Source organism: Nocardia sp. NPDC003963, from assembly GCF_053605105.1.
This window is the reverse complement of sequence record NZ_JBSGIP010000010.1, coordinates 1-23978: the sequence shown is the minus strand read 5'-3', so window position 1 is coordinate 23978 and position 23978 is coordinate 1. Positions and strand designations below refer to the sequence as shown.

The 23978-nt window shown below is 68.4% G+C and carries 21 protein-coding genes; 12 read left to right on the top strand and 9 right to left on the bottom strand.

What is annotated here, in order from left to right; all coding sequences use genetic code 11:
- The first annotated feature begins 10 nt into the window (after positions 1-10).
- From ACWEWT_RS18765 to ACWEWT_RS18755, 3 genes are read left to right on the top strand one after another with little or no spacing between them, the layout of a single operon-like run.
- Entirely contained in the window at positions 11-1408 is a 1398-nt protein-coding gene (locus tag ACWEWT_RS18765; protein WP_452560505.1) for a sigma 54-interacting transcriptional regulator, read from the top strand.
- A 28-nt stretch (positions 1409-1436) separates the two neighbouring features.
- A complete protein-coding gene (locus tag ACWEWT_RS18760; RefSeq protein ID WP_452560504.1) occupies positions 1437-3389 on the top strand; it encodes a hypothetical protein in 1953 nt (650 codons plus the stop codon).
- Positions 3390-3432: 43 nt separating this feature from the next.
- Entirely contained in the window at positions 3433-3846 is a 414-nt protein-coding gene (locus ACWEWT_RS18755; protein ID WP_452560503.1) for a TIGR03668 family PPOX class F420-dependent oxidoreductase, read from the top strand.
- 13 nt (positions 3847-3859) lie between these two features.
- On the opposite strand, the gene ACWEWT_RS18750 is transcribed toward ACWEWT_RS18755, so the two are convergent.
- Both ACWEWT_RS18750 and ACWEWT_RS18745 read right to left on the bottom strand, forming a co-directional pair.
- A complete protein-coding gene (locus tag ACWEWT_RS18750; RefSeq protein WP_452560502.1) occupies positions 3860-4453 on the bottom strand; it encodes a TerD family protein in 594 nt (197 codons plus the stop codon).
- 52 nt (positions 4454-4505) lie between these two features.
- Entirely contained in the window at positions 4506-5027 is a 522-nt protein-coding gene (locus ACWEWT_RS18745) for a MarR family winged helix-turn-helix transcriptional regulator (protein ID WP_452560500.1), read from the bottom strand.
- A gap of 74 nt (positions 5028-5101) precedes the next feature.
- Here ACWEWT_RS18745 and ACWEWT_RS18740 point away from each other — a divergent pair, with 74 nt between their 5' ends.
- The 4 genes from ACWEWT_RS18740 to ACWEWT_RS18725 all read left to right on the top strand — a co-directional run bounded on the left by ACWEWT_RS18740 (position 5102) and on the right by ACWEWT_RS18725 (position 9407).
- Positions 5102-6541, top strand: a complete 1440-nt coding sequence (locus ACWEWT_RS18740; RefSeq protein WP_452560498.1) for an MFS transporter — start codon at positions 5102-5104, stop codon at positions 6539-6541.
- Between the two features lie 107 nt (positions 6542-6648).
- Complete coding sequence (locus ACWEWT_RS18735; RefSeq protein WP_452560497.1) at positions 6649-7257, top strand: CHAP domain-containing protein; 609 nt, start codon at positions 6649-6651, stop codon at positions 7255-7257.
- Positions 7258-7328: 71 nt separating this feature from the next.
- A complete protein-coding gene (locus tag ACWEWT_RS18730) occupies positions 7329-8492 on the top strand; it encodes a hypothetical protein (RefSeq protein WP_452560495.1) in 1164 nt (387 codons plus the stop codon).
- A gap of 198 nt (positions 8493-8690) precedes the next feature.
- Positions 8691-9407: a DUF1906 domain-containing protein gene (locus ACWEWT_RS18725; RefSeq protein ID WP_452560494.1), complete on the top strand. Its 717-nt coding sequence runs from the start codon at positions 8691-8693 to the stop codon at positions 9405-9407.
- A 22-nt stretch (positions 9408-9429) separates the two neighbouring features.
- Here the strand turns inward: ACWEWT_RS18725 and ACWEWT_RS18720 are convergent, their stop codons facing one another.
- From ACWEWT_RS18720 to typA, 4 genes are all read right to left on the bottom strand, one after another.
- Positions 9430-9861 (bottom strand): hypothetical protein, encoded by a 432-nt coding sequence (locus ACWEWT_RS18720; protein ID WP_452560492.1) that lies wholly within the window; start codon positions 9859-9861, stop codon positions 9430-9432.
- A 112-nt stretch (positions 9862-9973) separates the two neighbouring features.
- Positions 9974-10864, bottom strand: coding sequence for an N-acetyl-1-D-myo-inositol-2-amino-2-deoxy-alpha-D-glucopyranoside deacetylase (gene mshB, locus ACWEWT_RS18715; protein WP_452560752.1), 891 nt, complete (start codon positions 10862-10864; stop codon positions 9974-9976).
- Positions 10865-10866: 2 nt separating this feature from the next.
- On the bottom strand, positions 10867-12654 hold the full coding sequence (locus ACWEWT_RS18710) for an ABC transporter family substrate-binding protein (RefSeq protein ID WP_452560490.1): 1788 nt from the start codon (positions 12652-12654) through the stop codon (positions 10867-10869).
- A 41-nt stretch (positions 12655-12695) separates the two neighbouring features.
- Positions 12696-14594 (bottom strand): translational GTPase TypA, encoded by a 1899-nt coding sequence (typA, locus tag ACWEWT_RS18705; RefSeq protein ID WP_452560488.1) that lies wholly within the window; start codon positions 14592-14594, stop codon positions 12696-12698.
- A 147-nt stretch (positions 14595-14741) separates the two neighbouring features.
- Between typA and ACWEWT_RS18700 the strand changes: the two genes are divergently transcribed.
- A complete protein-coding gene (locus ACWEWT_RS18700) occupies positions 14742-14918 on the top strand; it encodes a hypothetical protein (RefSeq protein WP_168165626.1) in 177 nt (58 codons plus the stop codon).
- 121 nt (positions 14919-15039) lie between these two features.
- Positions 15040-15327, top strand: a complete 288-nt coding sequence (locus ACWEWT_RS18695) for a 4a-hydroxytetrahydrobiopterin dehydratase (RefSeq protein ID WP_452560486.1) — start codon at positions 15040-15042, stop codon at positions 15325-15327.
- Here the strand turns inward: ACWEWT_RS18695 and ACWEWT_RS18690 are convergent.
- Entirely contained in the window at positions 15275-16438 is a 1164-nt protein-coding gene (locus ACWEWT_RS18690) for a mannosyltransferase (RefSeq protein ID WP_452560750.1), read from the bottom strand. The genes ACWEWT_RS18695 and ACWEWT_RS18690 overlap by 53 nt on opposite strands.
- Before the next feature lie 515 nt (positions 16439-16953).
- Here ACWEWT_RS18690 and ACWEWT_RS18685 point away from each other — a divergent pair.
- Positions 16954-17712: an Rv1157c family protein gene (locus tag ACWEWT_RS18685; RefSeq protein WP_452560485.1), complete on the top strand. Its 759-nt coding sequence runs from the start codon at positions 16954-16956 to the stop codon at positions 17710-17712.
- Positions 17713-17958: 246 nt separating this feature from the next.
- Complete coding sequence (locus tag ACWEWT_RS18680; RefSeq protein ID WP_452560483.1) at positions 17959-18309, top strand: hypothetical protein; 351 nt, start codon at positions 17959-17961, stop codon at positions 18307-18309.
- 137 nt (positions 18310-18446) lie between these two features.
- Here ACWEWT_RS18680 and ACWEWT_RS18675 read toward each other — a convergent pair whose 3' ends face one another.
- A complete protein-coding gene (locus ACWEWT_RS18675) occupies positions 18447-20069 on the bottom strand; it encodes a PH domain-containing protein (RefSeq protein ID WP_452560482.1) in 1623 nt (540 codons plus the stop codon).
- A complete protein-coding gene (locus ACWEWT_RS18670) occupies positions 20066-20578 on the bottom strand; it encodes a PH domain-containing protein (RefSeq protein WP_452560481.1) in 513 nt (170 codons plus the stop codon). The genes ACWEWT_RS18675 and ACWEWT_RS18670 overlap by 4 nt, the downstream gene beginning before the upstream one ends.
- 526 nt (positions 20579-21104) lie before the next feature.
- Between ACWEWT_RS18670 and ACWEWT_RS18665 the strand changes: the two genes are divergently transcribed.
- Positions 21105-23684, top strand: a complete 2580-nt coding sequence (locus ACWEWT_RS18665) for a bifunctional FO biosynthesis protein CofGH (RefSeq protein ID WP_452560474.1) — start codon at positions 21105-21107, stop codon at positions 23682-23684.
- The last annotated feature ends 294 nt before the right edge of the window (positions 23685-23978 follow it).

The window sequence follows — 23978 nt, the reverse complement described above, 5'->3', positions numbered from 1 at the left end:
CGTCGTTGAGGTGACTGTGCCAACAGACCTGCCCGCCACCGCGGGCGCGTTGCGGGCGGCCGGGTACGCGCCGCGGAGTGTCAAGGCCGAGATCCGGGAGAATCTACTGGCCCGGCTGGCGTCGGGAGGCGATACGTGGCCGGGGATCGTCGGCTTCGACCGGACGGTGCTGCCCCAGTTGGAACGCGCGTTGCTGGCGGGTCACGATGTGGTGTTGCTGGGTGAGCGGGGTCAGGGCAAAACCCGCCTGCTGCGGGCAGTCGTCGCACTGCTCGACGAATGGACCCCGGTGATCGAGGGCGCGGAACTGGGTGAACATCCGCTGGAACCGATCAGTCCCCAGGGCCGGCGGCTGGCCGCCGAACTGGGCGACGAGCTGCCCGTGGCCTGGCGGCACCGGTCGGAGCGCTACGCCGAGAAACTGGCGACGCCGGATACCTCGGTGGGTGATCTGATCGGCGATGTGGACCCGGTGAAGGTCGCGCAGGGGCGCAGCCTGGGGGATCCGGAGACCATTCATTTCGGGCTGGTGCCGCGTGCGCACCGGGGCATCGTGGCCGTCAACGAACTACCCGATCTCGCCGAACGGATCCAGGTCGCGCTGCTGAATGTGATGGAAGAGCGCGATATCCAGGTACGCGGCTACACCCTCCGGTTGCCGCTGGACGTGCTTCTGGTGGCGACCGCCAACCCTGAGGACTACACCAACCGCGGCCGGATCATCACGCCGCTCAAGGACCGGTTCGGTGCCGAGATCCGCACCCACTATCCACTGTCCGTCGACGCGGAGATGGCGCTGGTGCGGCAGGAGGCCGAACTGGTCGCCGAAGTGGGTGATCCGCTGATCGAGGTGCTGGCCCGGTTCGTGCGGCGGTTGCGGGAATCTCCCGCCATCGACCAGCGCTCCGGCGTCTCGGCCCGTTTCGCGGTGGCGGCGGCCGAGACCGTGGCCGCGGCGGCGCTGCGGCGGGCCGCGCTGACCGGGGAGAATCCCGCAGTGGCCCGGCCGGTGGATCTGGAATCGGTGCCCGCGGTACTGCGCGGGAAACTGGAATTCGAATCCGGTGAGGAAGGCCGCGAACAGGAACATCTCACCCATATGCTGCGGCGGGCCTTCGCCGATACCGCCCGCGACCGGCTCGGCGGCCTGGATATGCGGCCCTTGGCCGACGCGGTGGACGAGGGCCATCTGGTGACCACGGGCGAGCGGGTGCCCGGCACCCAGGTGCTGTCCGCGCTCCCGGAGTTGCCGGTGTTGCACGAAGTCGCGCTGCGGCTGGGCGCGGCCGCGGGTGATCCGCCGCAGCGGATCGCCGCGGCGGTCGAATTCGCCCTGGAGTCCCTGTACCTGGCGCGGCAGGTGGCCAAGGACTCCGACGACGAGGGCAGCGCGGTGTACGGCGGGTGACCGCGGCACCCGGTTCCGAAGAGGTGTGATGACAGCGGCCGACCGATACTCCTACGGGCCCTATCACGATGGGCCCGATCCGCTGGCGCCCCCGCTCGATCTGCGGGAGGCGCTATCGGAGATAGGGCGCGAAGTGATGGAGGGCTCCTCGCCGCGTTCGGCGCTCGAGGAACTGTTGCGACGCGGGACGTCCGGGATGTCCGGACTGGAAGAACTGACCCGCCGGCTGTGGGAGCGGCGGGCCGAGATCTCGCGGTCGCACCGTTTGGACGGCACCCTGCAGCAGGTCCGCGAGTTGCTGGACCGGGCGCTCGAGGCCGAGCGGCGGGCGTTGTTCCCGGACCCCTCCGACGACGCGCGGTTCGCCGAAATGCAGTTGGACGCCCTGCCGGCGAGTACGGCGGGTGCGGTGAACGAACTCGGCGCGTATCCCTGGCGTTCGGAAACCGGCCGTGAGAACTATGAGAAGATCCGCGATCTGCTCGGCGAGGAACTATTGGAATCCCGTTTCCGCGGGATGAAACAGGCGCTGCAGGGCACCACCCCCCAGGATGTGGAGCGGGTCCGGCGGATGATGTCGGATCTCAACGACCTCCTCGCCGCACATGCCCGTGGCGCGGATACCGAGCAGCAGTTCGCCGAGTTCATGGCCGAACACGGGGAGTTCTTCCCGGAACGTCCGCGCGATACCGAGGAATTGATCGATACGCTGGCCGCGCGGGCCGCGGCGGCGCAGCGGATGATGAATTCGATGTCGGCGCAGCAGCGGGCGGAACTGAACGAGCTCATCGGGCAGGCGTTCGGTGATCCGGGGATAGCGCAGCAGGTCGCCGACCTCGACGCGAACCTGCGCGCCCTGCGTCCCGGGCAGGACTGGGAGTCGGCGCGGCGTTTCCGCGGCGAAGATCCGCTGGGGATGGGCGAGGCCGTGGCCGCCATGCAGGATCTGGGTGAACTCGACGAGCTCGCTGCTCAGCTCGCCCAGTCCTATCCCGGTGCGCGGCTGGAGGATATCGATCTGGAGAAGCTGGAGCGGCAGCTCGGTGCGGATGCCCGGGTGGACGCGGCCCGGCTGGCCGAACTGGAACGGGAACTGCGGCGGCAGGGCCTGTTCGAGCGGACCCCCGACGGTTCGCTGCGGTTGACCCCGAAGGCGCTACGGCAGCTCGGCGAGGTCGCGCTCCGCGATATCGTCGGAAAACTGCGCAGCCGCAAGGGGCAGCGGGCGACCGCGCTGGCCGGGGCGGCCGGCGAGCCGACCGGTGCGAGCCGGTCATGGCAGTTCGGTGATACCGAGCCGTGGGACGTTTCGCGGACGGTCCGCAACGCCGTGCTGCGCTCGGCGTCCACCGGGAGCCCGTCGGTGACCCTGGATGTCGCGGATGTGGAGATCGCCGAGACCGAACAGCGGTCGCGGGCGGCGGTCGCGCTGTGCGTCGATACCTCGTGGTCGATGGTGCAGGACGGGCGCTGGGTTCCGATGAAACGGACGGCGCTGGCCCTGCAACATCTGATCAGCACCCGGTTCCGGTCGGACGCGCTGGAACTGATCACCTTCGGCAGGCACGCCGAAACGGTGGATATCGCGGAACTGACCGGGTTGGAACCGGTCTGGGAGCAGGGTACGAATCTGCACCACGCGCTACTGCTGGCCGGCCGCCATCTGCGCCGGCATCCGGACGCGGTCCCGGTGGTGCTGGTGGTCACCGACGGTGAGCCGACCGCGCATCTGGATCCCGACGGTACGGCCTACTTCAACTGGCCGCCGGATCGCCGGACCCTGGCGGTGACCATGACCCAGGTGGATTCGCTGGCCCGGCTGGGGGCCTCGGTCTCGGTGTTCATGCTGGGTGCGGAACCGCGGCTGGCGGCGTTCGTGGATCTGGTGGCCCGGCGCAGCGGCGGCCGGGTGGTGGCACCCGATCTGGACGGGCTCGGTGCCGCGGTGGTCAGCGACTATCTGCGGGGTAGGCGGCGTTGACGCGGTCCCGCGGCCGCGTGGGGTGTGCGAGCGAGGGAGTCTGATGCGATTGGACCGGGCGCGGGCACGAGCGCGATTCGCCGCGGCCCGGGTGGCCCGGCTCGCCACCGTCACCGCCGCAAGGACACCGCATCTCGTGCCGATAGTCTTCGCGCTCGCCGGCGATACCGTCTACACCGCGGTCGACGCCAAACCGAAATCGACCACCGCGCTGCGCCGGCTCGCCAATATCGAAGCGAATCCGAATATCACCGTACTGGCCGATTTCTACGACGAGGACTGGTCTCGGCTGTGGTGGGTGCGCGCCGACGGTACGGCACGCATCGTCACGGGAGACGAGGCGCGCGTCGGTCTGGGACACCTGACCGCGCGCTACCCCGTCTATGTGTCGGAGCCGCCGCCCGGACCGGTTGTCGCGCTCGATATCACGCGCTGGTCGGGCTGGGCGGCCGACTGATCACGTCCGCGGGTCAGGCCCCGCCGCCCCCCATGGCGAACCGCAGCAGCGCCTGCTTATCGCCCTGTTTGATCTTGCCTTTGCGGTTGAGTACCTCGAGCTGCCAGACATCTCCGTTGCGGAACGCGCGGGCCACGGCATTGGCATTGTCGTTGCCCAGCAGCGACGGCCAGATATCGGCCACCTGCTGGCTGTTGCCGCCGGTGGCGTCGTAGACCTTGAAGGAGATGTTGTTCGCCTTCTCGAAGGAGGTGCCCTTCTTGAAGGCGGCCGCTACGAAGATGATGGCGTCGATACCGCCGGGGATTTCGGCGAAGGTCACGTGGACGGTTTCGTCGTCCCCGGCCGCCGCGCCGGTCTGCTCGTCACCGGAGTGCTGGACCGAGCCGTTGCCCAGCGGGTCCAGCGAATCCAGTCCGGCGAAGCGGACCGGTTCGCTGCCCTGCATGAGAATGGCGATCAGGTCCAGGTCGACACCTTTCTTGCGGCGGGCCCAGCCCAGCGCACCACCGCTGGCGCCTGCGGAGGGATCCCAGCTGACACCGACACTCAGCTTGGCGATCCCCGCGAGATCCGCTGCGCCGTCTTCCTTTTTGAGCGTGATCATGGCTCAACGGTACCGGCTACCGGAGAACACCGGGTGACCACCGGGTTCGCTCTCAGAGAAGCGGAGAACCGGTGCTCGGATGGGGTCGCGGCCAGGGGTGGCGGGCCAGGCCCTCGACACCTTCGTTGAACCGTTCCAGCAGCCGGACCAACTGTTCGACTTCGTCGTCGGGCCAGTCGGTGAGTACCGAGCCGACACCGCGGCGTTGCAGGGCGAGGTCGGCTTCGAAGAGCCGCAGCCCTTTCTCGCTCGGCCGGACCTTGCGGGCGACCCCACCGTCGGGGTCTGGGACGCGCTCCACCAGGTCTTGGTCGAGCATGGCGGCGACCTGACGATTGACGGTGGATACGTCCAGTCCGAACGCTTCGGCCAGCTCACGCAGGGTCAGCGGATCGCCGAGGCGCAGCCGGGTCAGAATCAGGTACGCGGATCTGTCCAGCTGGAACGGCGAATTCCGGCGCGCGGCCGGGTACTGCCGGGAGAGCAGGTTCAGTTCCAGGACGAGCCGCGCCAGGACCGCGGGGTCCCGGCGGTCCGCCGCGGTGGGGGCGGGCAGTGCAGCCGAATCGGACATTCGGACACTATGTCGTCTGTTTCGCCCGAATACAAAATTGTGCACGATACACAGGTTATGTAACGTACATATTCGTGACTGCTGTGGCCGGCGACCCTTCCAGATCGGACGAACGGGATCGTCCCCGCGCCACACCGATTGTGCTGGTGGCCACCCTGAGCACCATCGGCATCGTCGTCTCGCTCATGCAGACTCTGGTCGTTCCGCTCATCCCGAGCCTGCCCACCCTGCTGAACACGACCACGACCAACGCCTCCTGGGTCATCACGGTGACCCTGCTGGCCTCCGCGGTCTGCACGCCGATCAGCGGCCGTCTCGGCGATATGTTCGGCAAGCGCCGCATCCTGCTGCTCGATCTGGCGGCCATGATCATCGGTTCGGTGCTGTGCGCGATGTCCTCGTCGCTACTGCCCTCGGTGGCCGGGCGGGCGCTACAGGGAGTGGCCATCGGTGCCATCCCGCTGGGTATCAGCATCCTGCGGGACGAACTTCCGCCGGAGCGTGTCGGTTCGGCCATGGCCGTGATGAGTTCCACGCTCGGCGTGGGCGGTGCGATCGGCCTGCCGGTCGCCGCCCTCATCGCCGAACACGCGGACTGGCATGTCCTGTTCTGGGCGGCCGCGGCGATGGGTGCCGCGGGTGCGCTGCTGATCTTCCGGTTCGTCCCGGAATCGCCGGTCCGTACCCCGGCACCCTTCGACTTCGGCGGTGCCGCGGGTTTGGCCACCGCGCTGCTGGCACTGCTCCTGGCGATCACCCAGGGCGCGCAATGGGGTTGGACCAGCCCGTCGATCATGACGCTGTTCGCCGTGTCGATCCTCGTGTTCCTCGGCTGGGGCCGTTACGAACTCGGGCGCCGGCATCCCCTGGTCGACCTGCGAGTATCGGCCCGCCCCCGGGTGCTGTTCACCAATATCGCCTCGATCGCCGTGGGTTTCGCGCTCTACGGTATGTCGCTCAGCTTCCCGCAGCTGCTCATGGCGCCCGCCGAAACCGGCTACGGCCTCGGATTGTCCATGGTGGCGGCCGGACTCGCGCTGGCCCCGGGCGGATGCGTGATGATGCTGCTCTCGCCGGTCTCCGCGCGTATCTCGGCGCGCTTCGGCCCGAAACTGACCCTCGGGGTGGGTTCGGCGGTGATCGGCCTCGGTTATCTGTGCGCCGCGTCGCTGATGGACAGCGTCTGGCAGATCATGATCGCGTCGGTACTGGTGGCGGGCGGTGTCGGCCTCGCCTACGCGGCGATGCCCGCCCTGATCATGGGTGCGGTACCGATCACCGAAACCGCCGCGGCCAACGGGCTCAACGCCCTCATGCGTTCGGTCGGCACCTCCACCTCGGCCGCGGTGATGAGCGCGGTCCTGGCCAATATGACCATCACCCTGGGCACCCGTGAACTGCCGTCCCGCGATGCGTTCCAGACCGCGTTCCTGATCTCGGTCGTCGCGGCCGGCGCAGCCATCGCGCTCACCACCCTGATCCCCATGCGAACAGGCGCCGCCCAGAGCCCGTGATCGCATACGGGAAATCCACTCGGCGGACCACCGCGGCAACGGGCATGCTGGTACTACCGGCGATACGGGGTCGTCCGGCGCGATATCGCGGAACGAGGGGTGTGGGAATGAGCGGATATCCGGCTACCGGTGGCGCGCGACGGAAACCGGTGTGGCCGACCGTGGTACTGGTGCTCCTGGCCGCTCTCGCGCTCGGTAGTTGTTCGTTCCTCGATTCCGCCGACGGGCTCGTCGGTGAACGCCTCACCACCTTCCCCACCCTCGACCGGACCGCGCTGACATCGGAGCAGGCCCGTATCGTCGACGCAGCCGCGGCCGAATTCGCCACTCCCCGAACCGGAACCGGATATTCGGAAGGGAACGAGGAACCGTGGTGCGCGAACTTCGTGAGCTGGGTGATGCGCGCGGCCGGGATTCCACTGGCCAATCCGAATTCCGGATCGTGGCGGATCCCCGGGGTCTACACCCTGCAGGAGTACTACGAGAGCGCGGGCCGCTTCGTCGCGGCCGGATCGGGATACCGGCCGGCGACCGGCGATGTGATCCTCTACAGCCCGGAGAGCAGATACGGCCAGCACACCAATATCGTGCTCGCCGCCGCCTCCGACGGCACCCTCACCACGATCGGCGGTAACGAGGGCGACGCGGTCGGTATCGAACGCTGGGACCCCGCCGCGGTCCCCGATATCCATATCGTCGGTTACGGACGGTTGTAGCCGGGATGCGGACGGGCGTGCCGGATCGATACCTTCATCGCGTAGCGTGAGTGCATTCGGTGGAGGTAGAGGTGTCGGAACGACTCATGGAACCGATCGAAGTAGGCGACCCGGGCCGGATCGACTACGCCGAGTTCGGCACGCGGTTCGTCACCCACGCGGTGACCGAACGACGAATCGAGGCGGCGGTCGCCGGGATCACCGGGCGCGGACTGACCATCGGGCCGGTCAACCTGGCACCCGCCGGGCTCGCCGGATTCCTCGCCGAAGGCCGGATCGACCGCCCGGTGGTCGTGCGGCGCGGCTCCGAAATCGCTTTCGACGTGCGGATACCGCTCTCACTCCGGGTCAAGATACTGCTCGGCGGTAAACCGCTGCGGTCGGAGACCGTGGTGTCGATCGGCCTCACCTTCCATGCCCGCGCCGCCGACCCGCTGCTGATCGTGATCGATATCCCCCGCGTACAACCCGCTGATGTGAGCGTGCTGCTGCGGCTGTCGGCCGCCGACTCGGTGGCGGAATGGCTGCTGGACCCGATCGCCGGGCTGCTGCAGCGGGAAGTCGCCCACCGCGTGAACGGGATGCTGAACGATCCGGGCGTGATGCGCAGCCGTATCTACGATATCGAGGCCATCGTCGCCCGCGAACGCTCCCCGCACCACACCCGTACGGAATTCGACTGGATCGATTACGCGGAATTCGGCCGCCGTTTCTTCCCGCGTATCGTCACCGGCGACCGCCTCGGACAATTCGTGACCCACCTCGCCGGCCGGCGGATCGAGATCGGCCCCCTGCGGACCGGACCCCGGTCGGCGGCGGAGGTCACGGTACGCGGTGAGGTCGGACAGCCCGAACTCACCGACCGGATACCGCAGGCCACCTCGGCCGACGACGATATCGCGCTGGTCCGGTTCGACCTCCTCGTCCCGGTCTCGCTCGACATCACTGTCAGCGTCCTCAAGAACAACCACTACCGCGCGGATATCGAGATACCGCTACAACTCACCGCGCACGCCGCCGACCCCCTGCTCATCGTGGTCGAAGTCGATCCACCGGTCCGGGCGGATATCCGCCTCGAATACGCCGCCCAGGGCATGCGCGCGGCGGTACTGGGCGTACTGGCCGGAATCAGGAAACAGATCGTCGCGCAGGTGGTCCGGGTGGTCCGCTCCGAACTGGCCGATCCGGCGATGCGCACGCTGGATGTGGGCGAACGGATAGACCGGCTGTTGTAGTTCCGGCGCCGCGACTTCGACCTGCGCGTATGGAGCGGTGCAGAAAAGCGTGGTGGCGCGTGTGGTCGGTGATGGCAGTTCGGGTGTGGATGTGGTGCAATGACTGCACGTTCGAGGCTCCCGGCGCATGTAGTGCTCATGGGGAAGGTGCGCCGGGCACGCCGCTGCTGTTCACCGGGGTGTGCGAAGGAGTCCGCGATGGTTTCTGCACTGTCTCGTCGTGCTCTGCTCGGGTACACGGCTGCCGCCGTCGCCGCGGGTGCCGTGGGTTCGGCCCTCGGCGCGCCCCGGGCGGGCGCCGCTTCGCTGGGAACTCTGCTCGATTACGCCGGGGGAGTGCCGTCCGCGGCCGCGATCCGGGCGGCCGGGCATACCGGTGTCATCCGCTACGTATCCGATCGCCGGCCGGGGGCGGAATGGATGGCCGGGAAACCGTTGCTGGCCGATGAAGTCGCGGATCTGCGGGCCGCCGGGTTGACGATCGTGTCCTGCTACCAGTTCGGTAAAGGGCCCACCGCCGACTGGCGGGGTGGACACGAGGCCGGCCGCCGTCACGCCGAGCGGGGGCTGACCCTGCACCGGGCCGCCGGCGGGCCGGACAACCGGCCGATCTACGCCTCGATCGACGACAATCCGAACGCGGTGGAATTCGCGACCATGATCCTGCCGTACCTGCTCGGCTGGCAGGCGGTGATCGGCCGGGAGAACACCGGTGTCTACGCCAATGCCCCGACCATCGATCTGGCCCGCACGGCCGGGGTGGGCGCCTGGTTCTGGCAGCACGACTGGGGGACGGCACCGGGGTACGTCCATCCGGCCGCGCATCTGCACCAGTTCGAGATCGACGATCGCACGGTCGACGGCGTGGGAGTGGATGTGAACGATATTCTCGTCCCGGAGTACGGAGCCTGGTGAGCTCCGCCGCCCGGCGGACCGGCTACCGCAGCGGGCGTTTGGCCCGGTTGGCCGTCATGTACATGTAGACCAGCGGCGCCACCGCCCCGCACAGGAACAACAGCAGGGTCGGCAGATCACTGCGCAGCGGGACGTCCCCGCCGGGCCCGCGGCTCGCCGCGACCAGAAAAGCGGCCAGCCAGGCGGCGATCGGCAGGAACAGGACGGTCGACCGGGTGGTCACCGTCGCGGCCGCCCATACCAGTGCCACATTCACCGGTGCGGCGATCACCGCGGACAGCGGTACCGCGACACTGCCGATATAGAGGGGCAGATACAGCACCTCCAGCGTCAGCGCGATCACCGCGTCCACGACCAGGACCGCGATCAGCACCGGACCGACCATCCCGCTCGCCAGCGCGGCCCACCGTGACCGGGTGTTCGCGCCTGTCCGGGCGTCGACGGCGGCCGTCATCGGCGCGACCGAGCCGTGGGGCACCGGGCCGCTGCGGCGACGGGGTCGATTCCGCTGTCCGAATCCGAGTGCTGCATGACGTCGAGTCTATTCGGGTACGGGCGCCGCCCGGCTACACCAGCCCCGCGAAGAGGTCGTCTTCCCGGCCGTCGGGGCCGCCGGTCCAGGCGCGGCCGCGGACCAGGATGTAGTGCTCCTCCGGTAGTACCGGCTGGGCGATCATATTGGTCAGCGCGAACTCCCGGCCGGACGGCGCGACCGTGAGCTGGGTGGCGTGGGCCCGCAGGGCGGCCCGTTTTCCGGGCAGCGAGTCGGCGACATCGATCGCCGTGGTCACCGAACTGCCTGGTACGGAGGCCAACTCGTCTTCCGCGGGCAGCCGCCAGCCGGGCGGTAGCGCACCGGGCAGACCGTCGACCGTGCGCCGGGCCAGCGCTCGCAGGTGGTCGCGCAGGATATCCGCGTCGGTCACGGTCCAATAGAACTTGGGCGTGTCCCAGCCTTTCCCGGCCGCGGCCTCGACGGCTTCGGTGGTCACCCGATTGGCGTGGATATGGTCCGGATGGCCGTATCCGCCGTGCGGGTCGTAGGTCACCACCACCCGCGGCCGCAGTTCGAGGATCACCTCGGTGAGGGCCCGCACCGCTGCCGCGCCGGAATCGACGAATGCCCGTGGGTGCTCGGCCGCGGGCGTACCGGCCATACCGGAATCGCGCCAGCGTCCGGCTCCGCCCAGGAAGTACGGCGGGCCGGCACCGAGTTCGGCCAGGGCGCGGGTGAGCTCACCGATCCGGTATCCGCCCAGCTGATCGGCCCGGTCGGCGGTCAGTCCGGCCCACTGTTCGCCGAGTACCTCGCCTGCTTCGCCGAGCGTGCAGGTCACCACGGTCACCGGGACCCCGAGCCGCCGATAGTGGGCGATGGTGCCCCCGGTGGTGATGGACTCGTCGTCGGGATGGGCATGGACCAGCAGCAGCCCACCCGTACCCCGATCGCCGGGCAGGGTCACGGGACGCGCCGCCACATCGCCGCGTCGCCGAAGATTCCGGCCTGGATCGCGCCGCTCAGCGAAGCCCCGTCCACCGAGGGACCAGCGGCGGCCACTACATTGTCCTGCACGATCGGCAGTACGGTGGACGCTCCCCACAGCCGGGGTTCGGCGTCGCCCAGGGTCCGCGGCACCTCTACTCCGTGCAGGGCGCCGTCGATCGCGGGCTGGAACTCCCGATCGCAGACACCCGACAGATTGCTCGGCGCCCGGCGGGCCGCCTCCACAGCGGCCGGGACCTCGGTTTTCGCACCGTCGGTCGTGGGCGTGGTGGGCGGCGCGGGCGGGCAGCCGTAGCGGGAGGCCAGTGCCGTGGCGGGATCGCCGCCGGTGGCCTCCCAGCCCACGACGGCGTCGATCTGGTCGTCCACCAGACCTTTGCCGTAGAGCTCGTCGGCCGCGAGATTGCGTACCGACGCGTCGATCCCGGCGCTGCGCAGCTGGTCGGCGGCGGTATTGGCCACCGCGAGCGCGGTATCGTCGCCGGTCACCGCACCGATCCGCAGCACCAGCGGTTCGCCGTTGCGGGCCAGCGACCGGGGGCGCGGTGCCGGTGAGGTCGCCGAGACCGGCGGTGGTTCCGGCGCGCGGCCGAAACCGGCCTCGGCCAGCAGGCCGAACGCCTGATCGGGGTTGAGGCGCGGCGGGTCGGTCGGGACGTAGCCGGGATCGGAGGGAGACAGCACCTGCGCGCGTACCGGTTCCACCCAGTTGCCGGTCTGCGCGCCGACCGTGGCCAGCAGTGCGGGGTCGAGCAACGAGAGGATCGCCGTCCGGACCCGCTGGTCGCCGAGCACACCCTCACGTCCGTTCAGGGTGAGACGCAGCTGCCGGGACTGCGGCATGATCGCGGTGCGGACCGAGGGAATCGCGGCCAACTGGGCCTGGGTGGCGACACCGCCGTGTACGAGTGCCATCTGGGTGTCGCCGGTGCGCAGCGAATCCGCCAGCTGGGCCGGGGTGCCGCCGCGGCGCAACAGGATCTGGTCGGGGCGGGCCGGGGTGCCCCAGAACCGGTCGTTACGTTCCAGCAGGATCTCGTCGCGGCCCGGATCCGCCGATTCGATGGTGAAGTTCCCGCCCGATACCGGGATCTGCTCGACCAGGGTGCGCTGGAAACCGCCCGGGGAGTCCTTCATCAGATGTGAGGGCAGCAGATTCGCGAACAGTTGCGGCCAGGCCGGATACGGGTTGTCGAACACCACGGATACCGTTTTGCCGCCACCGGAGGACCGCACCTCGGAGATGAGTCGGTAGCCGGCCGGATCGATAACTCCGGGCTGCGTGATCATCTGCTGCCAGAGGTAGTGGAAATCCTCGGCCGCGATGGGCGCGCCGTCGGACCAGTTGGCCTGATCCTTCAGCTTGTAGGTCACCGTGAACGGCCCCGGCGAGGTCACCGTCGCCGAATCGATCAGCGCGTTATCCGGTACCCACAGGGTGCCGCCGGGGAGCGCCGGATCGGGGGTCGGCCGGAACGGGCTCGGCAGCACCATGGCCGCCACCGCGGCGGTCGCCGGCGATTGATCGGACCGCAGATGCGGGTTGAACCCGATACCGATGTCGTCGATGGCGACGACGACGGTGTTCTTGGTGGGTTGCGCCGGTTCGGTCTTCGGGCTGTCCGTACTGGCGATGGGCGGCGGCGGGTCGGCGGTGCATCCGGCCAGTACCGGAACGAGCACCGCCAAGAGCACAAGCAGCCCGCGCCACACCGCGCGCCTCCCCGAAATCACGTTCGGCACTCTACCCAAACCCGCGCCACCCCGTCCGGCGGCGAAACCGCTTACAGCGCGGCCCGGTCGCGCGCCTTGCGGCGCGACAGCTCCCGGGCCCGCTCGTTGGATCCCAGCGTGACCTTGCGCACCCGGACGACCTCGGGCGTCACCTCGACGCATTCGTCGGCAGCGCAGAATTCCATGGCCATCTCCAGGTCCAGCTGCAGCGGCTTGGCCAGCGTCTCCATCACATCGGCCGTGGAGGAGCGCATATTGGTGAGCTTCTTCTCCTTGGTCACATTGATATCGAGATCCTCGGCGCGCGGATTGATCCCGACGACCATGCCCTCGTAGGTTTCCGCGCCCGGTTCCACGAAGAACTGGCCGCGGTCGGCGAGCTGGATCATGGCGAACGGTGTGACACTGCCGGTGCGATCGGAGACCAGGGAACCGGTGTGCCGGGCCCGGATCTCCCCGGCCCACGGCGCGTAACCGTGTGAGACGGCGTTGGCGATACCGGTACCGCGGGTCTCGGTCAGGAAATCGGTGCGGAAGCCGATCAGCCCGCGTGAGGGCACGATGAACTCCATGCGCACCCAGCCGGCCGCGTGGTTGGCCATCTGCACCATCTTGCCCTTGCGGGCGGCCAGGAGCTGGGTGATCGCGCCCAGGTACTCGTCCGGGCAGTCGATGGTGAGCTCTTCGTAGGGCTCGTGCACCTTGCCGTCGACCTGCCGGGTGACCACCTGCGGTTTGCCGACGGTCAGTTCGAAGCCCTCGCGCCGCATCTGCTCGACCAGGATGGCGAGGGCGAGTTCACCACGCCCCTGGACCTCCCAGGCGTCCGGGCGGCCGATATCGAGAACACGCAGTGAGACATTGCCCACGAGTTCCTGATCGAGCCGGGATTTCACCATGCGGGCGGTGAGTTTGTGGCCCTGTACCCGGCCGACCAGCGGCGAGGTGTTGGTGCCGATGACCACCGAGATGGCCGGTTCGTCCACCGTGATGCGGGGCAGCGCGACGGGCTCTTCCGAGTCGGCGAGGGTATCGCCGATCATGATGTCGGCGATACCGGCGACGGCGACGATATCGCCGGCCACCGCGACCTCACCCGGCTGTCGTTCCACCCCGATCGTCTGCAGCAGCTCGGTGATCTTCATTGTCTTCACGCCGTCGGCGTGCATCCACGCTACGTTCTGGCCCTTGCGGAGCTCGCCGTTGTGGATCCGCACCAGCGCGAGCCGGCCGAGGAAGGCCGAGGCATCGAGGTTGGTGACATGAGCCTGCAGCGGCGCGGTCGGATCGCCCTTGGGCGCGGGGATGTTCTCCAGCAGTACGTCGAAGAGTGCGTCCAGGTTCTCCGCGTTCGGCACCTCGCCGTTCTGCGGCTGCTCCTTGGATGCCTTGCCGGCGCGGCCCGATGCGTAGAGCACGGGCAGGTCGAGGGCCAGTTCGGCGGCTTCGGCGGCGTCGTCGTCGAGATCGGAGGCCAGATCCAGCAGCAGATCGTGGCTCTCCTCCACGACCTCGGCGATCCGGGCGTCGGGCCGGTCGGTCTTGTTGACCACCAGGATCACCGGCAGACAGGCCGCCAGCGCCTTGCGCAGGACGAACCGGGTCTGCGGGAGCGGGCCCTCGGAGGCGTCGACCAGCAGTACCACACCGTCGACCATGGACAGTCCGCGTTCGACCTCGCCGCCGAAATCGGCGTGGCCGGGGGTGTCGATGACATTGATGACGGTGACGCTGCCGTCGGAGTGGTGCCGGTGTACGGCGGTGTTCTTGGCGAGAATGGTGATGCCCTTCTCGCGCTCCAGATCGCCGGAGTCCATCACCCGGTCGACCGGTTCGGCTCGTTCGGCGAATGCGCCGGACTGCCGCAGCATGGCGTCGACGAGCGTCGTCTTACCGTGGTCGACGTGCGCCACGATGGCGACGTTGCGAAAATCGCGTGCAGACGACACGCCGGTTCCTCCTGCTGTTAACTGTTGCTTGCGGCCGGACCCTGCGACAGGGAGATTCGAACTCACCGGGCATCTGGGCCGGTTACACCCTACCGGGAACCCGGTGGCCTGCTGGCGGCGCCCAGAGGTAAGGGTATGCTAACCCGCATGGGCAAGGTCAAGGCGAGCGAGGTTTCGAGCCTCAAGCCGAAGAAGAAGTGCTGTCGAAAGAAGACGCGCTGCGTGAAATGCCCTGTGGTCATCATGCGGATGAAGCGCCTGGAGGCCACAGGCGCCTCCGGAAAAGAACTGAAAAAGGGACTGAAGAAGGCGCGCGCCGCCTGAGCGAGGGGCGACCTCCGCCTCCGCTCCGGCGTCCGCCTCGGATGCGGGCAGTTCGGGGGTGGGGATATGAAGGGTCGGGGAAGGTGGTTGTAGGAATGCGATCGCGGGGTAACTCGGCGATATGACCACATCACTGCTCTCCGAAACCGAGATCACCGCGGCGCTGGACTCCCTGCCGGAGTGGAGCCGGTCCGGTGATGCGCTGACCCGTACGGTCGAGGCCGCTACGTTCCCCGCCGGGATCGAACTCGTGCGGCAGGTCGCCGATATCGCCGAATCGGCGAATCACCATCCCGATATCGATATCCGGTGGCGCAAGGTCACCTTCACCCTGTCCACGCATTCCGCGGGTGGGCTCACGGCACGGGACGTGGCGCTGGCCCGGGAGATAGATCGGCTGGCGCGGTAGCGGTACGGGAAACGGTCCGGCCGGCCCAGATGATCCAGCCGTAGCAGACCAGCGCGCCGATCACATAGACCGTGCCGAGCCAGGACCATACGCCCCAGCGGGAGATGGTCCAGATCGAATCCTGCAGGAACGACAGCACCCAGGGCGCGCCGACCAGGGTGGTGAGCAGCCAGTATCCGGCCAGTATCTTCGCGCCGGCCACCTCCCGGTACGGCCCGTAGAGCAACCAGAGGACGGCCGGCAGCAACCAGCCCCAGTGATGCGACCAGGAAATGGGTGAGACCAGCAGCCCGAACAACTGCACGATCAGCACCGTGCCCAGCAGATCGTCACGGCGCAGCGCGCGCCAGGCGAACCAGCCCAGCGCGGCCGTGACTAGTACGCCCGCGATCCACCACGGCCCGGTACCCACATCGCTACCCAGCAGCCGGCTCAGCGCGCCGCGCATGGATTGATTCCAGACCGAGCCCACCGGCCCGATCCGGTCGGCGTCGCCGAGCAGGGTGCCGAAATAGCGGCGGGTCTCCTCCGGATTGATGAGGAAACTGGCCGCCACCGTCAGTCCGAACACCACCGCCGAGCAGACCGCGGCCGCCCAGCGCCGCCGTGCCACGAAAAAGAGGCCGCTGATCGCCGGCGTCAGTTTGATACCCGCGACCGCGCCCACCAGGGTCCCCGACAGCCACCACCGGGAGCTGCGGATCGCGATCATCACCCCGAGCATCAGGAAGATGTTGACCTGTCCGTAGTCGATGGTCGTGCGGACCGGTTCGAACCACAGGCCGGCCGCGGTCCACGCCACCATGGCCGTGCGCCACCGCGGTTCGCGCAGCGCGTCCCGCCCCAGCATCAGTTCGAAGGCGATCCGCACCACCCAATACAGCGCCGCGACGATCGCGAACAGCCACAGCATCGCGACCACGGTGAAGGGCAGGAAGTGCAAGGGGAAGAACACCACCGCGGCGAACGGCGGATAGGTGAAGGGCAGCGGGAAATCCGGTGTCTTCTCGGCGTAGGTGAAATCGTAGAGATGATCGGTGAGCAGGGCTGCCGATCCGTCGACATAGACGTGCAGGTCGACCAGGTTCATGCCGTTGGGAGTCAGCAGCATCCACAACAGCCGCGTCAGCACGGTGATCCCGAGAGCTACCAGGGCCAGGCGAAACGGTACGAACCCCCGAATGTCGGTCCGGGCGCCGCTGGGCTGAGTCAATACACGAGCTTTCGAGTCGGTCCGGGCCGGCGGCCGGACCCGGTGCTGTTGGGCGCGTCGGCCGGATTTTCCGGCCCGGAATACATTAACCCCACACCTTTCCGGGCGATCGCGAGCCTGGACTGTGTGCGACGCGCGCCCCGGCAAACCGCGCCCACCGGGTCCGGTAACCATCGAGCAACCGATGCGTCACAGGTGTACATTCGCCTCAATTTTCACACCAGTCACTTGCGTTATTCGCTACTGTCTAGTAGCACAGCGAATTGGGGGTCGCAATCCCGACCCCGGTGCTGTACAACGCGCGTCAGTGTCCTTAGAGTGACCCCGAAACGACGGCTTTTCAGCGTCGCCCAGATGTACCCGAGGTAAGGACGGCTAGACCAGTGCTTCGCACCCGAGGATCGCGGATCGCAATGTCCGCGCTCGCCATTGCGGCGGGCGCCTCCCTCGTGGCGCCCGCGACAGCCGTCGCGGCTCCTGCCACCGAGGCGTCGGTGAACAGCGTCCCGATGGTCCCCGAAGGGGTACCCGTCGACGTTCTCGCCGCCCTGGCCCCGGCCATCGTCAACGCACCGGCTCCGGCGGCCAAGGACGTCGCCGCGCCCGGCAGCCCGCAGGAGGCCATTCTTTCCCAGGCCCGCGCGCTGCTGGCCACGGTGAATCTGCCCCCGCAGATCAAATCGACGCTGGAACGGGTCATCACGTTCCTGGACGGTAGCGGCGGTGGTGGTCCCGAGATCCCCGAATCCGGGCCGACGATCGCGCAGTTCCTGTACCCGACCATCGGCAAGGGCTGCATCGCCCCGTCCGGCGATTCGGTCGGTACCGCCCTCGCGGTGCCCGGCCCGGCCCAGTTGCCGCCGCCCGGACCCGCCGCCGGCCAGACCGGTTTCGTGTTCACCGCGCTGGGCACCGAACGCCCGACGGCCGAACAGGTACAGCCGATGACGGTGCAGTGGCGGAACCTGGACACCGGTGAGGCGGGCTCGCAGCCGCTGACCGACGAGGCCAAGATCAACCCGGACGGTCCGGCCACCCTCTCGGCCATCGCGAACACCGGCACCGGCCGGGTCGTCGCGGTGATCGGTGGCGGGCTCACCACCCAGGCGACCGAAACCGAAACCCGCAGCTGCACGTTCATGCCGACCATCGGCTTCTTCACCGTCGGCTGAACCGACGGTACGCAGGTATCGGAGAGCCGAGGTCCACGCGGACCTCGGCTTCTTCCGTTTCCGCGCGGTTCGGTGCGAACGGGTCACGCGCCGGGACCGGCGCCGCGGTCCGCGCGTGGTTCACCCGGGTGGTCGCGGACCGCGAACATCGAGTTAATCGCCGCTCCCGCGGAACGGGTGATCCGGTTCGGAGCGTCGGATGTTCAGCGCCCGGCAGCCGTCACTTCGCTGTGGTAGACCGGGGTGATGGCGACTGTCGAGAGTACGCGTAAGACCGGTATCCGGAGCCGGCGCTCGGCGCGGTCGATCCTGTCGTACCGCTCGGAGGGATCGATCCTGTCCATCGGCTCCGCGTATTCGATCCTGTCGATCGGAAGTGTGGGGTCGGTCCTGTCGATCGGCTCCATCGGATCGTTCGGTTCGGCGATCTCCAGCGGATCCTTCCTGAGCCTCGGCTCGGCTCTTTCCGGATTGTCCCGGTGGTCCCTGCTGTCGTGGACGGGCGATCACGCGAGTCCGGATACCCGGCCCGATCTGCGGGTCGTGGCCGACGAACCCGACCTGCGGGTGGCCCCCACCCGGCACTGCCAGACCTGACCCCCGCGGCCCGGATCCCTTCCCGCCCTTCGGAACACAGCGTTCCGGGGGTGGGGGATCCGGGTGCGTTGCCATTCGCGGTCGGCCCGGGTCCGGAGCGAAGGAGCGCAGCGACCGATCGGCGGAGTGAAGGGGGGTCAGCAGGCGCCCGGGCCCGCGGCGCCGGATGTGCCACCCATTCGCGCCGGCACATCCCATGCGCGATCGAGGGGGACGTCGTGGATGAGGTAGAGCTTCTTTCCGGCCGCGGTGGCGGCACCGACCGTGGCCAGGCCGGCCCGGCGCTGCCAGAAGGTCTGGCGCACAGTCCAGCCGATGATGCCGGGTGCTTCCAGGCAGGTGCGTTCCCGGTCGAGTGATCCGGAGCGGACGATCAACCAGGTGGGGGAGCCGTCGGCGGCGGGGACGACGGTATGGCCGAGGCCGCGGTAGCGGTCTTCGGCGAGCAGCGCGCAGATCGGAGCGGCGACGACCGGTAGCAGCCACCACCAGCCCGGGTCGGGCAGACCGGCCGCCGGCGCGAGGATCAGCACGAGCGCGATCAGCGGGACCGGCCAGCAGGCCCGGATATAGCGGCGCCGCCGGGCCGCCGGGCCGTGCCGGGTCAGCGGTACGTCGGCGAGCGTGGACACCTGCGCCGACGGCAGAGCGGGATCCGCGGTTCCGGCATTCCGATGTGGACTGAGCAGCCGGGCCAGGGTCCGTTCCACCGCGGCGCGCGGGGATTGCGGCAGGATTTTCTGTTCGGGATTCTCACCGGTCATCACCGCTTCCAGTTGCGCGGCGCCGGCCAGGCGCAGGAGCAGCGGTTCCCGGATCGTGGCGCCGCGCAATCGCGCGGTGTCCAGGGTTATCCGGCGCAGGGTGAACAGTCCGCGGCGGATCTGCAGGGTGCTGCCGTAATCGGTGACACGCAGGCCGTAGTTGGTGGTCAGGTAGTGGGCGCAGGCGGCGAGGCTCACGACGGCCACCATCGCGGCCAGCGCGGCGAAAGCGAAGAGCAGTAGCGATAGCAGGCCGATATCGCGGACGCCGTCGACGGCATCGCGGCTGATACTGATCTCGGCGGAGCCGAAGCCGAATTGCGCGGCGACACCGAGCGCCGAGGCGGCCAGGGCGAAACCGGTCAACGACAGCGGTGCGTAGCGTACCCAGCCGGGCTGCCAGTGCCCGATCTCCTCGCCGCCGTGGTACTCGGTTCCGGTGGGTTCATTCGCCGCCGGGCCGTGGGCCGGTGCCGGATCGTCGGCGGCGATATGGAGTTCACGGGTGTGGGCGAGTAGCTCGGTGCGCAGTGGGCGGACATGTTCGGCGGCGAGGGCGTCCAGCCGGAAACGGTCGTCGGAGCCGGCTTCCCGGCCGGTGCCGATCACCACCACGGCCAGGCCCAGTACCCGGTGCAGCGGATCGGCCTCGATATCCACCGAGCGGATCCGCGCCCGGGGCACCGACAATCGTTTCCGCCGGACGAGTCCGGTGCGGAGTTCGACATGGGTCGGCCCGACGCGGTAGGTGGTGGTGAACCAGAGGGTGATCGCGTAGGGGATCACGAACACCAGGCCCAGCAGGCTGTAGAGAGGGTTTCCGGAACTGACCCCCAGGATCACCGCACCGATCACCGCGGGCAGGAACTTCACGATCTCCTGCACCGGATGGACCAGCAGCATCCGGCGATCGAGTCGCCGCCACGGTTCGCTGTCGTCCGGCGTATGGCCCGCGGCCGGTTCCTGTTCCGCGGCCGGTAGCTCACCGGCGGTCATGTCGCGTCCCCGCGGTGCCGCGCCGCGATCTCGGTCAACCGGGTCACCGTCTGTTCGGCCACCGCCCGGTCCAGCAGGCTGATGTGCACCGCGCCCGCGGAGGAAGCCGTGGTCACCGTGACCGTCGACAAGTCGAGCATGCGTTCCAGCGGACCGCGTTCGGTGTCCACCGTCTGCACCCGGGAGATCGGCGCGACCCGGCTCTCCTGGGTCAGCCAGCCCGACCGGGAGTACACGGCCTCATCGGTCACCTCCCAGCGGTGGACCCGATAGCGCCACCGGGGCACCACGATCGTGGTGAGTACGGCGATCACCAGGGCCACCACCGCCACCAGTACCTGCCAGGAGCGGCGATCGGAGTCGAGAACGACCCACCCGAGCAGTACGGCGAATACGACGAGCCACGACAGCGCGATCTGCGCGGTCCACAGGGTCTTCGCGCGCGGACTGGGCCGCCACGACGGATCGGCCAGAAGATTCGGTGATCGTGGCGAGCTGTCCGACGACATGTATTCATCGTCGCACGGGGCATGCGCGGTCGGCCGTCCGTAGGTCGGCGACCATCGAGCACCGACCGTATCGTGGGCCCACCCCGAGTCGGTCGAGCTCTGTTCCGGCTCGTCTGTTCTGCCTGCTCCCGATGGTCGCTGCTCATGGTCGGGACGCTTCCCGGTTTCGCAATGCGGGGTACCGCGACTCGGTGTGTGCGGTCGGCCGTTCACCGGCAGACGACCACCGACCACCTACAGTGACGTGAGCCCACCCGGGTCGGTCGAGGTGCACAACTCCCCACTCGAACCTTCCCTGCCCCGCCGGACGGTCCATCTCACCGGCGGGGCCCGCCCCGGTTCTGGAGCGACGAAGCGAAGGAGCGCAGCGACTGAGCGTAGGAGTGAAGAACCGGGGTTGATAGGGCCCCGCCCGCGGCGCCGAAGGCGCCGCAAATAAGCACTGACCTGCGTGGAATAGCCCGAGATACACCGCGGTTGTGAACGCTCAACGACCTGGGAGGAGACAGTTCCGGATGTGTGCCGCATGATCGAGGGCGTGACCGAGCTACCCGAACCGACCGTCCCGACCCCCGTGCCGACCCCGTCCGCCATGCGCCGGGCGCTGCGCCGGGCACGCGACGGGGTCACACTGAACGTCGACGAGGCCACGGTGCTGTTGCACGCTCGCGACGAGGACCTCGCCGATCTGTGCCGCAGTGCCGCCCGGGTGCGTGACGCCGGACTCGAATCGGCCGGGCGGCCGAGCACGATCACCTATTCGCGCAATGTTTTCATCCCGCTCACTCATCTGTGCCGGGATACCTGTCACTACTGCACCTTCGTGACCGTGCCGGGGAAATTACGTGCCCAGGGGCGCGGGATGTTCCTGGAACCCGACGAGGTGCTCGATATCGCCCGCCGTGGTGCGGAACTGGGTTGTAAGGAAGCACTGTTCACCCTGGGTGACCGGCCCGAGGCCCGCTGGCCCGAGGCCGCGCAGTGGCTCGACGAACGCGGCTACGACTCCACCCTGGACTATCTGCGCGCGGTCTCCATTCTGGTACTGGAGGAGACCGGGCTGCTGCCGCATCTGAACCCCGGGGTGATGTCGTGGGAGGAGATCTCGCGGCTGAAACCGGTGGCGCAGTCGATGGGCATGATGCTCGAGACCACCGCGACCCGGTTGTTCTCCGAGAAGGGCAATTGCCATTACGGCAGCCCCGACAAGGATCCCGCGGTGCGGTTGCGTGCCATCACCGACGCGGGCCGGCTCTCGGTGCCCTACACCACCGGAATCCTGGTGGGTATCGGCGAGAATATGGCCGAGCGTGCCGATACGATCGCCGCGATCCGGAAACAGCACAAGGCGTTCGGTCATATCCAGGAAGTCATCGTGCAGAACTTCCGGGCCAAGGACGATACCGCCATGCGGAACGCCCCCGACGCGGACTTCGCGGAATTCCTGGCCACCATCGCGGTGACCCGGTTGTTGCTCGGCCCCGATGTCTCGGTGCAGGCACCGCCGAACCTGGTGTCCGGCGAGGAATGCCGTGCCCTGCTGGAAGCCGGGATCGATGACTGGGGCGGTGTTTCGCCGGTAACTCCCGATCATGTGAATCCCGAACGGCCGTGGCCGAATCTGGACACGCTCGCCGAGATCACCGCCGGTGCCGGTTTCGAACTGGTGGAACGCACCTCGGCGCATCCGAAGTACGTACGTGCCGGGAACCCGTGGATCGATCCCCGGATCGGCGCGCACGTGGCTGCCCTCACCGACGCGGACACCGGGTTGGCGAACGCGGACGCGCTTCCGGTCGGCCTGCCCTGGCAGGAACCCGACGAGAGCTGGGAATCGGCGGGGCGAACCGACCTCAACACCGAGATCGATACCGCCGGCCGCAATACCGATACCCGTAGCGATATCGACAACGCGTTCGGCGATTGGGACACCATCCGCGAACAGGTCCGGGATCTGGCCGCCGCGCCGCAGCGGCTGGACGCGGATGTCCTGGCCGCATTGCGGGCAGCCGAGCGGGATCCGGCCGGGCTCACCGACAACCAATATCTGGCGTTGGCCACCGCCGACGGGGCCGATCTGGAAGCCGTCGCGGGTCTCGCCGACCAGTTGCGCCGCGATGTGTGCGGCGACGATGTCACCTACGTGGTGAACCGTAATATCAACTTCACCAATATCTGCTACACCGGTTGCCGTTTCTGCGCGTTCGCGCAGCGTAAAGGCGATGCCGACGCCTTCACTCTCAGCACCGGCGAAGTCGCCGACCGTGCCTGGGAGGCCTACGTCGACGGTGCGACCGAGGTCTGTATGCAGGGTGGAATCGACCCCGATCTACCGGTTACCGGATACGCGGACCTGGTCCGCGCGGTGAAGGCCCGGGTGCCGTCGATGCACGTCCACGCGTTCAGCCCGATGGAGATCGTGAACGGCGCCTCGCGCGGCGGCGAGAGCGTCCGGGACTGGCTGACCGCACTGCGCGAAGCCGGGCTGGGCACCATCCCCGGCACCGCCGCCGAAATCCTCGACGACGAGGTCCGGTGGGTGCTCACCAAGGGCAAACTGCCTGCCTCTGCCTGGATCGACGTGATCACCACGGCACATCAGGTCGGGATCCGTTCGAGCTCGACCATGATGTACGGGCACGTCGACAACCCCAGCCACTGGGTCGGGCATCTGCGAGTACTGCGCGGTATCCAGGACGAGACCGGCGGTTTCACCGAATTCGTCCTGCTCCCGTTCGTCCACCAGAGCGCCCCGCTCTACCTGGCCGGGGCGTCCCGCCCGGGGCCCACCAACCGCGACAACCGCGCGGCGCACGCGTTGGCCCGGATCATGCTGCACGGCCGGATCGACAATATCCAGACCAGCTGGGTCAAACTCGGTACCACCGGCACCCGGGTGATGTTGAGCAGCGGTGCCAACGACCTCGGCGGCACTCTGATGGAGGAGACCATCTCCCGGATGGCGGGTTCGCAGCACGGCTCGGCGAAAACTGTGGCCGAACTCACGGAGATCGCCGAAGGGATCGGGCGTCCGGTACGGGAACGCACCACCACCTACGGTGTTCCGCCCGCGCGTAATCAGGTGGTCGGGCTGGAGCTGGTGTAAGGCAGTACTGGAGAAGCGAGGGCGACCAGGCGTTGCGTGAACGCTCCGGTTGACGAGAAGAGGCCGGCGGGGTGGAGCGGGAGGTCGGCTCGCTCGTGCGGGTGGGTGGAGTTCGGGTTTGCTCATGCGCGGCGTGCGGGCTTGTTTGTGAGGGGTGAGGTGCGGGCTTGCTCGTGAAGGCGGGGACGCAGGCTTGTTTGTGAAGGTGCTGTGTTTTTGGCGCCGCCTTCGGCGTCGCGGGGGTTGAGGCCCCCTGGTGTCCCGCCGTTCAGGCCTCGAGACTCGCGCTTCGCG

Excerpts from the sequence above, each read along its gene's own strand:
- ACWEWT_RS18760 (WP_452560504.1), top strand. The coding sequence starts at position 1,437 with ATGACAGCGGCCGACCGATACTCCTACGGGCCCTATCACGATGGGCCC.
- ACWEWT_RS18755 (WP_452560503.1), top strand. The coding sequence starts at position 3,433 with ATGCGATTGGACCGGGCGCGGGCACGAGCGCGATTCGCCGCGGCCCGG.
- ACWEWT_RS18750 (WP_452560502.1), bottom strand. The coding sequence starts at position 4,453 with ATGATCACGCTCAAAAAGGAAGACGGCGCAGCGGATCTCGCGGGGATC.
- ACWEWT_RS18745 (WP_452560500.1), bottom strand. The coding sequence starts at position 5,027 with ATGTCCGATTCGGCTGCACTGCCCGCCCCCACCGCGGCGGACCGCCGG.
- ACWEWT_RS18735 (WP_452560497.1), top strand. The coding sequence starts at position 6,649 with ATGAGCGGATATCCGGCTACCGGTGGCGCGCGACGGAAACCGGTGTGG.
- ACWEWT_RS18725 (WP_452560494.1), top strand. The coding sequence starts at position 8,691 with ATGGTTTCTGCACTGTCTCGTCGTGCTCTGCTCGGGTACACGGCTGCC.
- ACWEWT_RS18720 (WP_452560492.1), bottom strand. The coding sequence starts at position 9,861 with ATGACGGCCGCCGTCGACGCCCGGACAGGCGCGAACACCCGGTCACGG.
- ACWEWT_RS18700 (WP_168165626.1), top strand. The coding sequence starts at position 14,742 with ATGGGCAAGGTCAAGGCGAGCGAGGTTTCGAGCCTCAAGCCGAAGAAG.
- ACWEWT_RS18695 (WP_452560486.1), top strand. The coding sequence starts at position 15,040 with ATGACCACATCACTGCTCTCCGAAACCGAGATCACCGCGGCGCTGGAC.
- ACWEWT_RS18690 (WP_452560750.1), bottom strand. The coding sequence starts at position 16,438 with ATGCTGCTGACTCCCAACGGCATGAACCTGGTCGACCTGCACGTCTAT.
- ACWEWT_RS18685 (WP_452560485.1), top strand. The coding sequence starts at position 16,954 with ATGTCCGCGCTCGCCATTGCGGCGGGCGCCTCCCTCGTGGCGCCCGCG.
- ACWEWT_RS18680 (WP_452560483.1), top strand. The coding sequence starts at position 17,959 with ATGGCGACTGTCGAGAGTACGCGTAAGACCGGTATCCGGAGCCGGCGC.
- ACWEWT_RS18675 (WP_452560482.1), bottom strand. The coding sequence starts at position 20,069 with ATGACCGCCGGTGAGCTACCGGCCGCGGAACAGGAACCGGCCGCGGGC.
- ACWEWT_RS18670 (WP_452560481.1), bottom strand. The coding sequence starts at position 20,578 with ATGTCGTCGGACAGCTCGCCACGATCACCGAATCTTCTGGCCGATCCG.
- ACWEWT_RS18665 (WP_452560474.1), top strand. The coding sequence starts at position 21,105 with ATGATCGAGGGCGTGACCGAGCTACCCGAACCGACCGTCCCGACCCCC.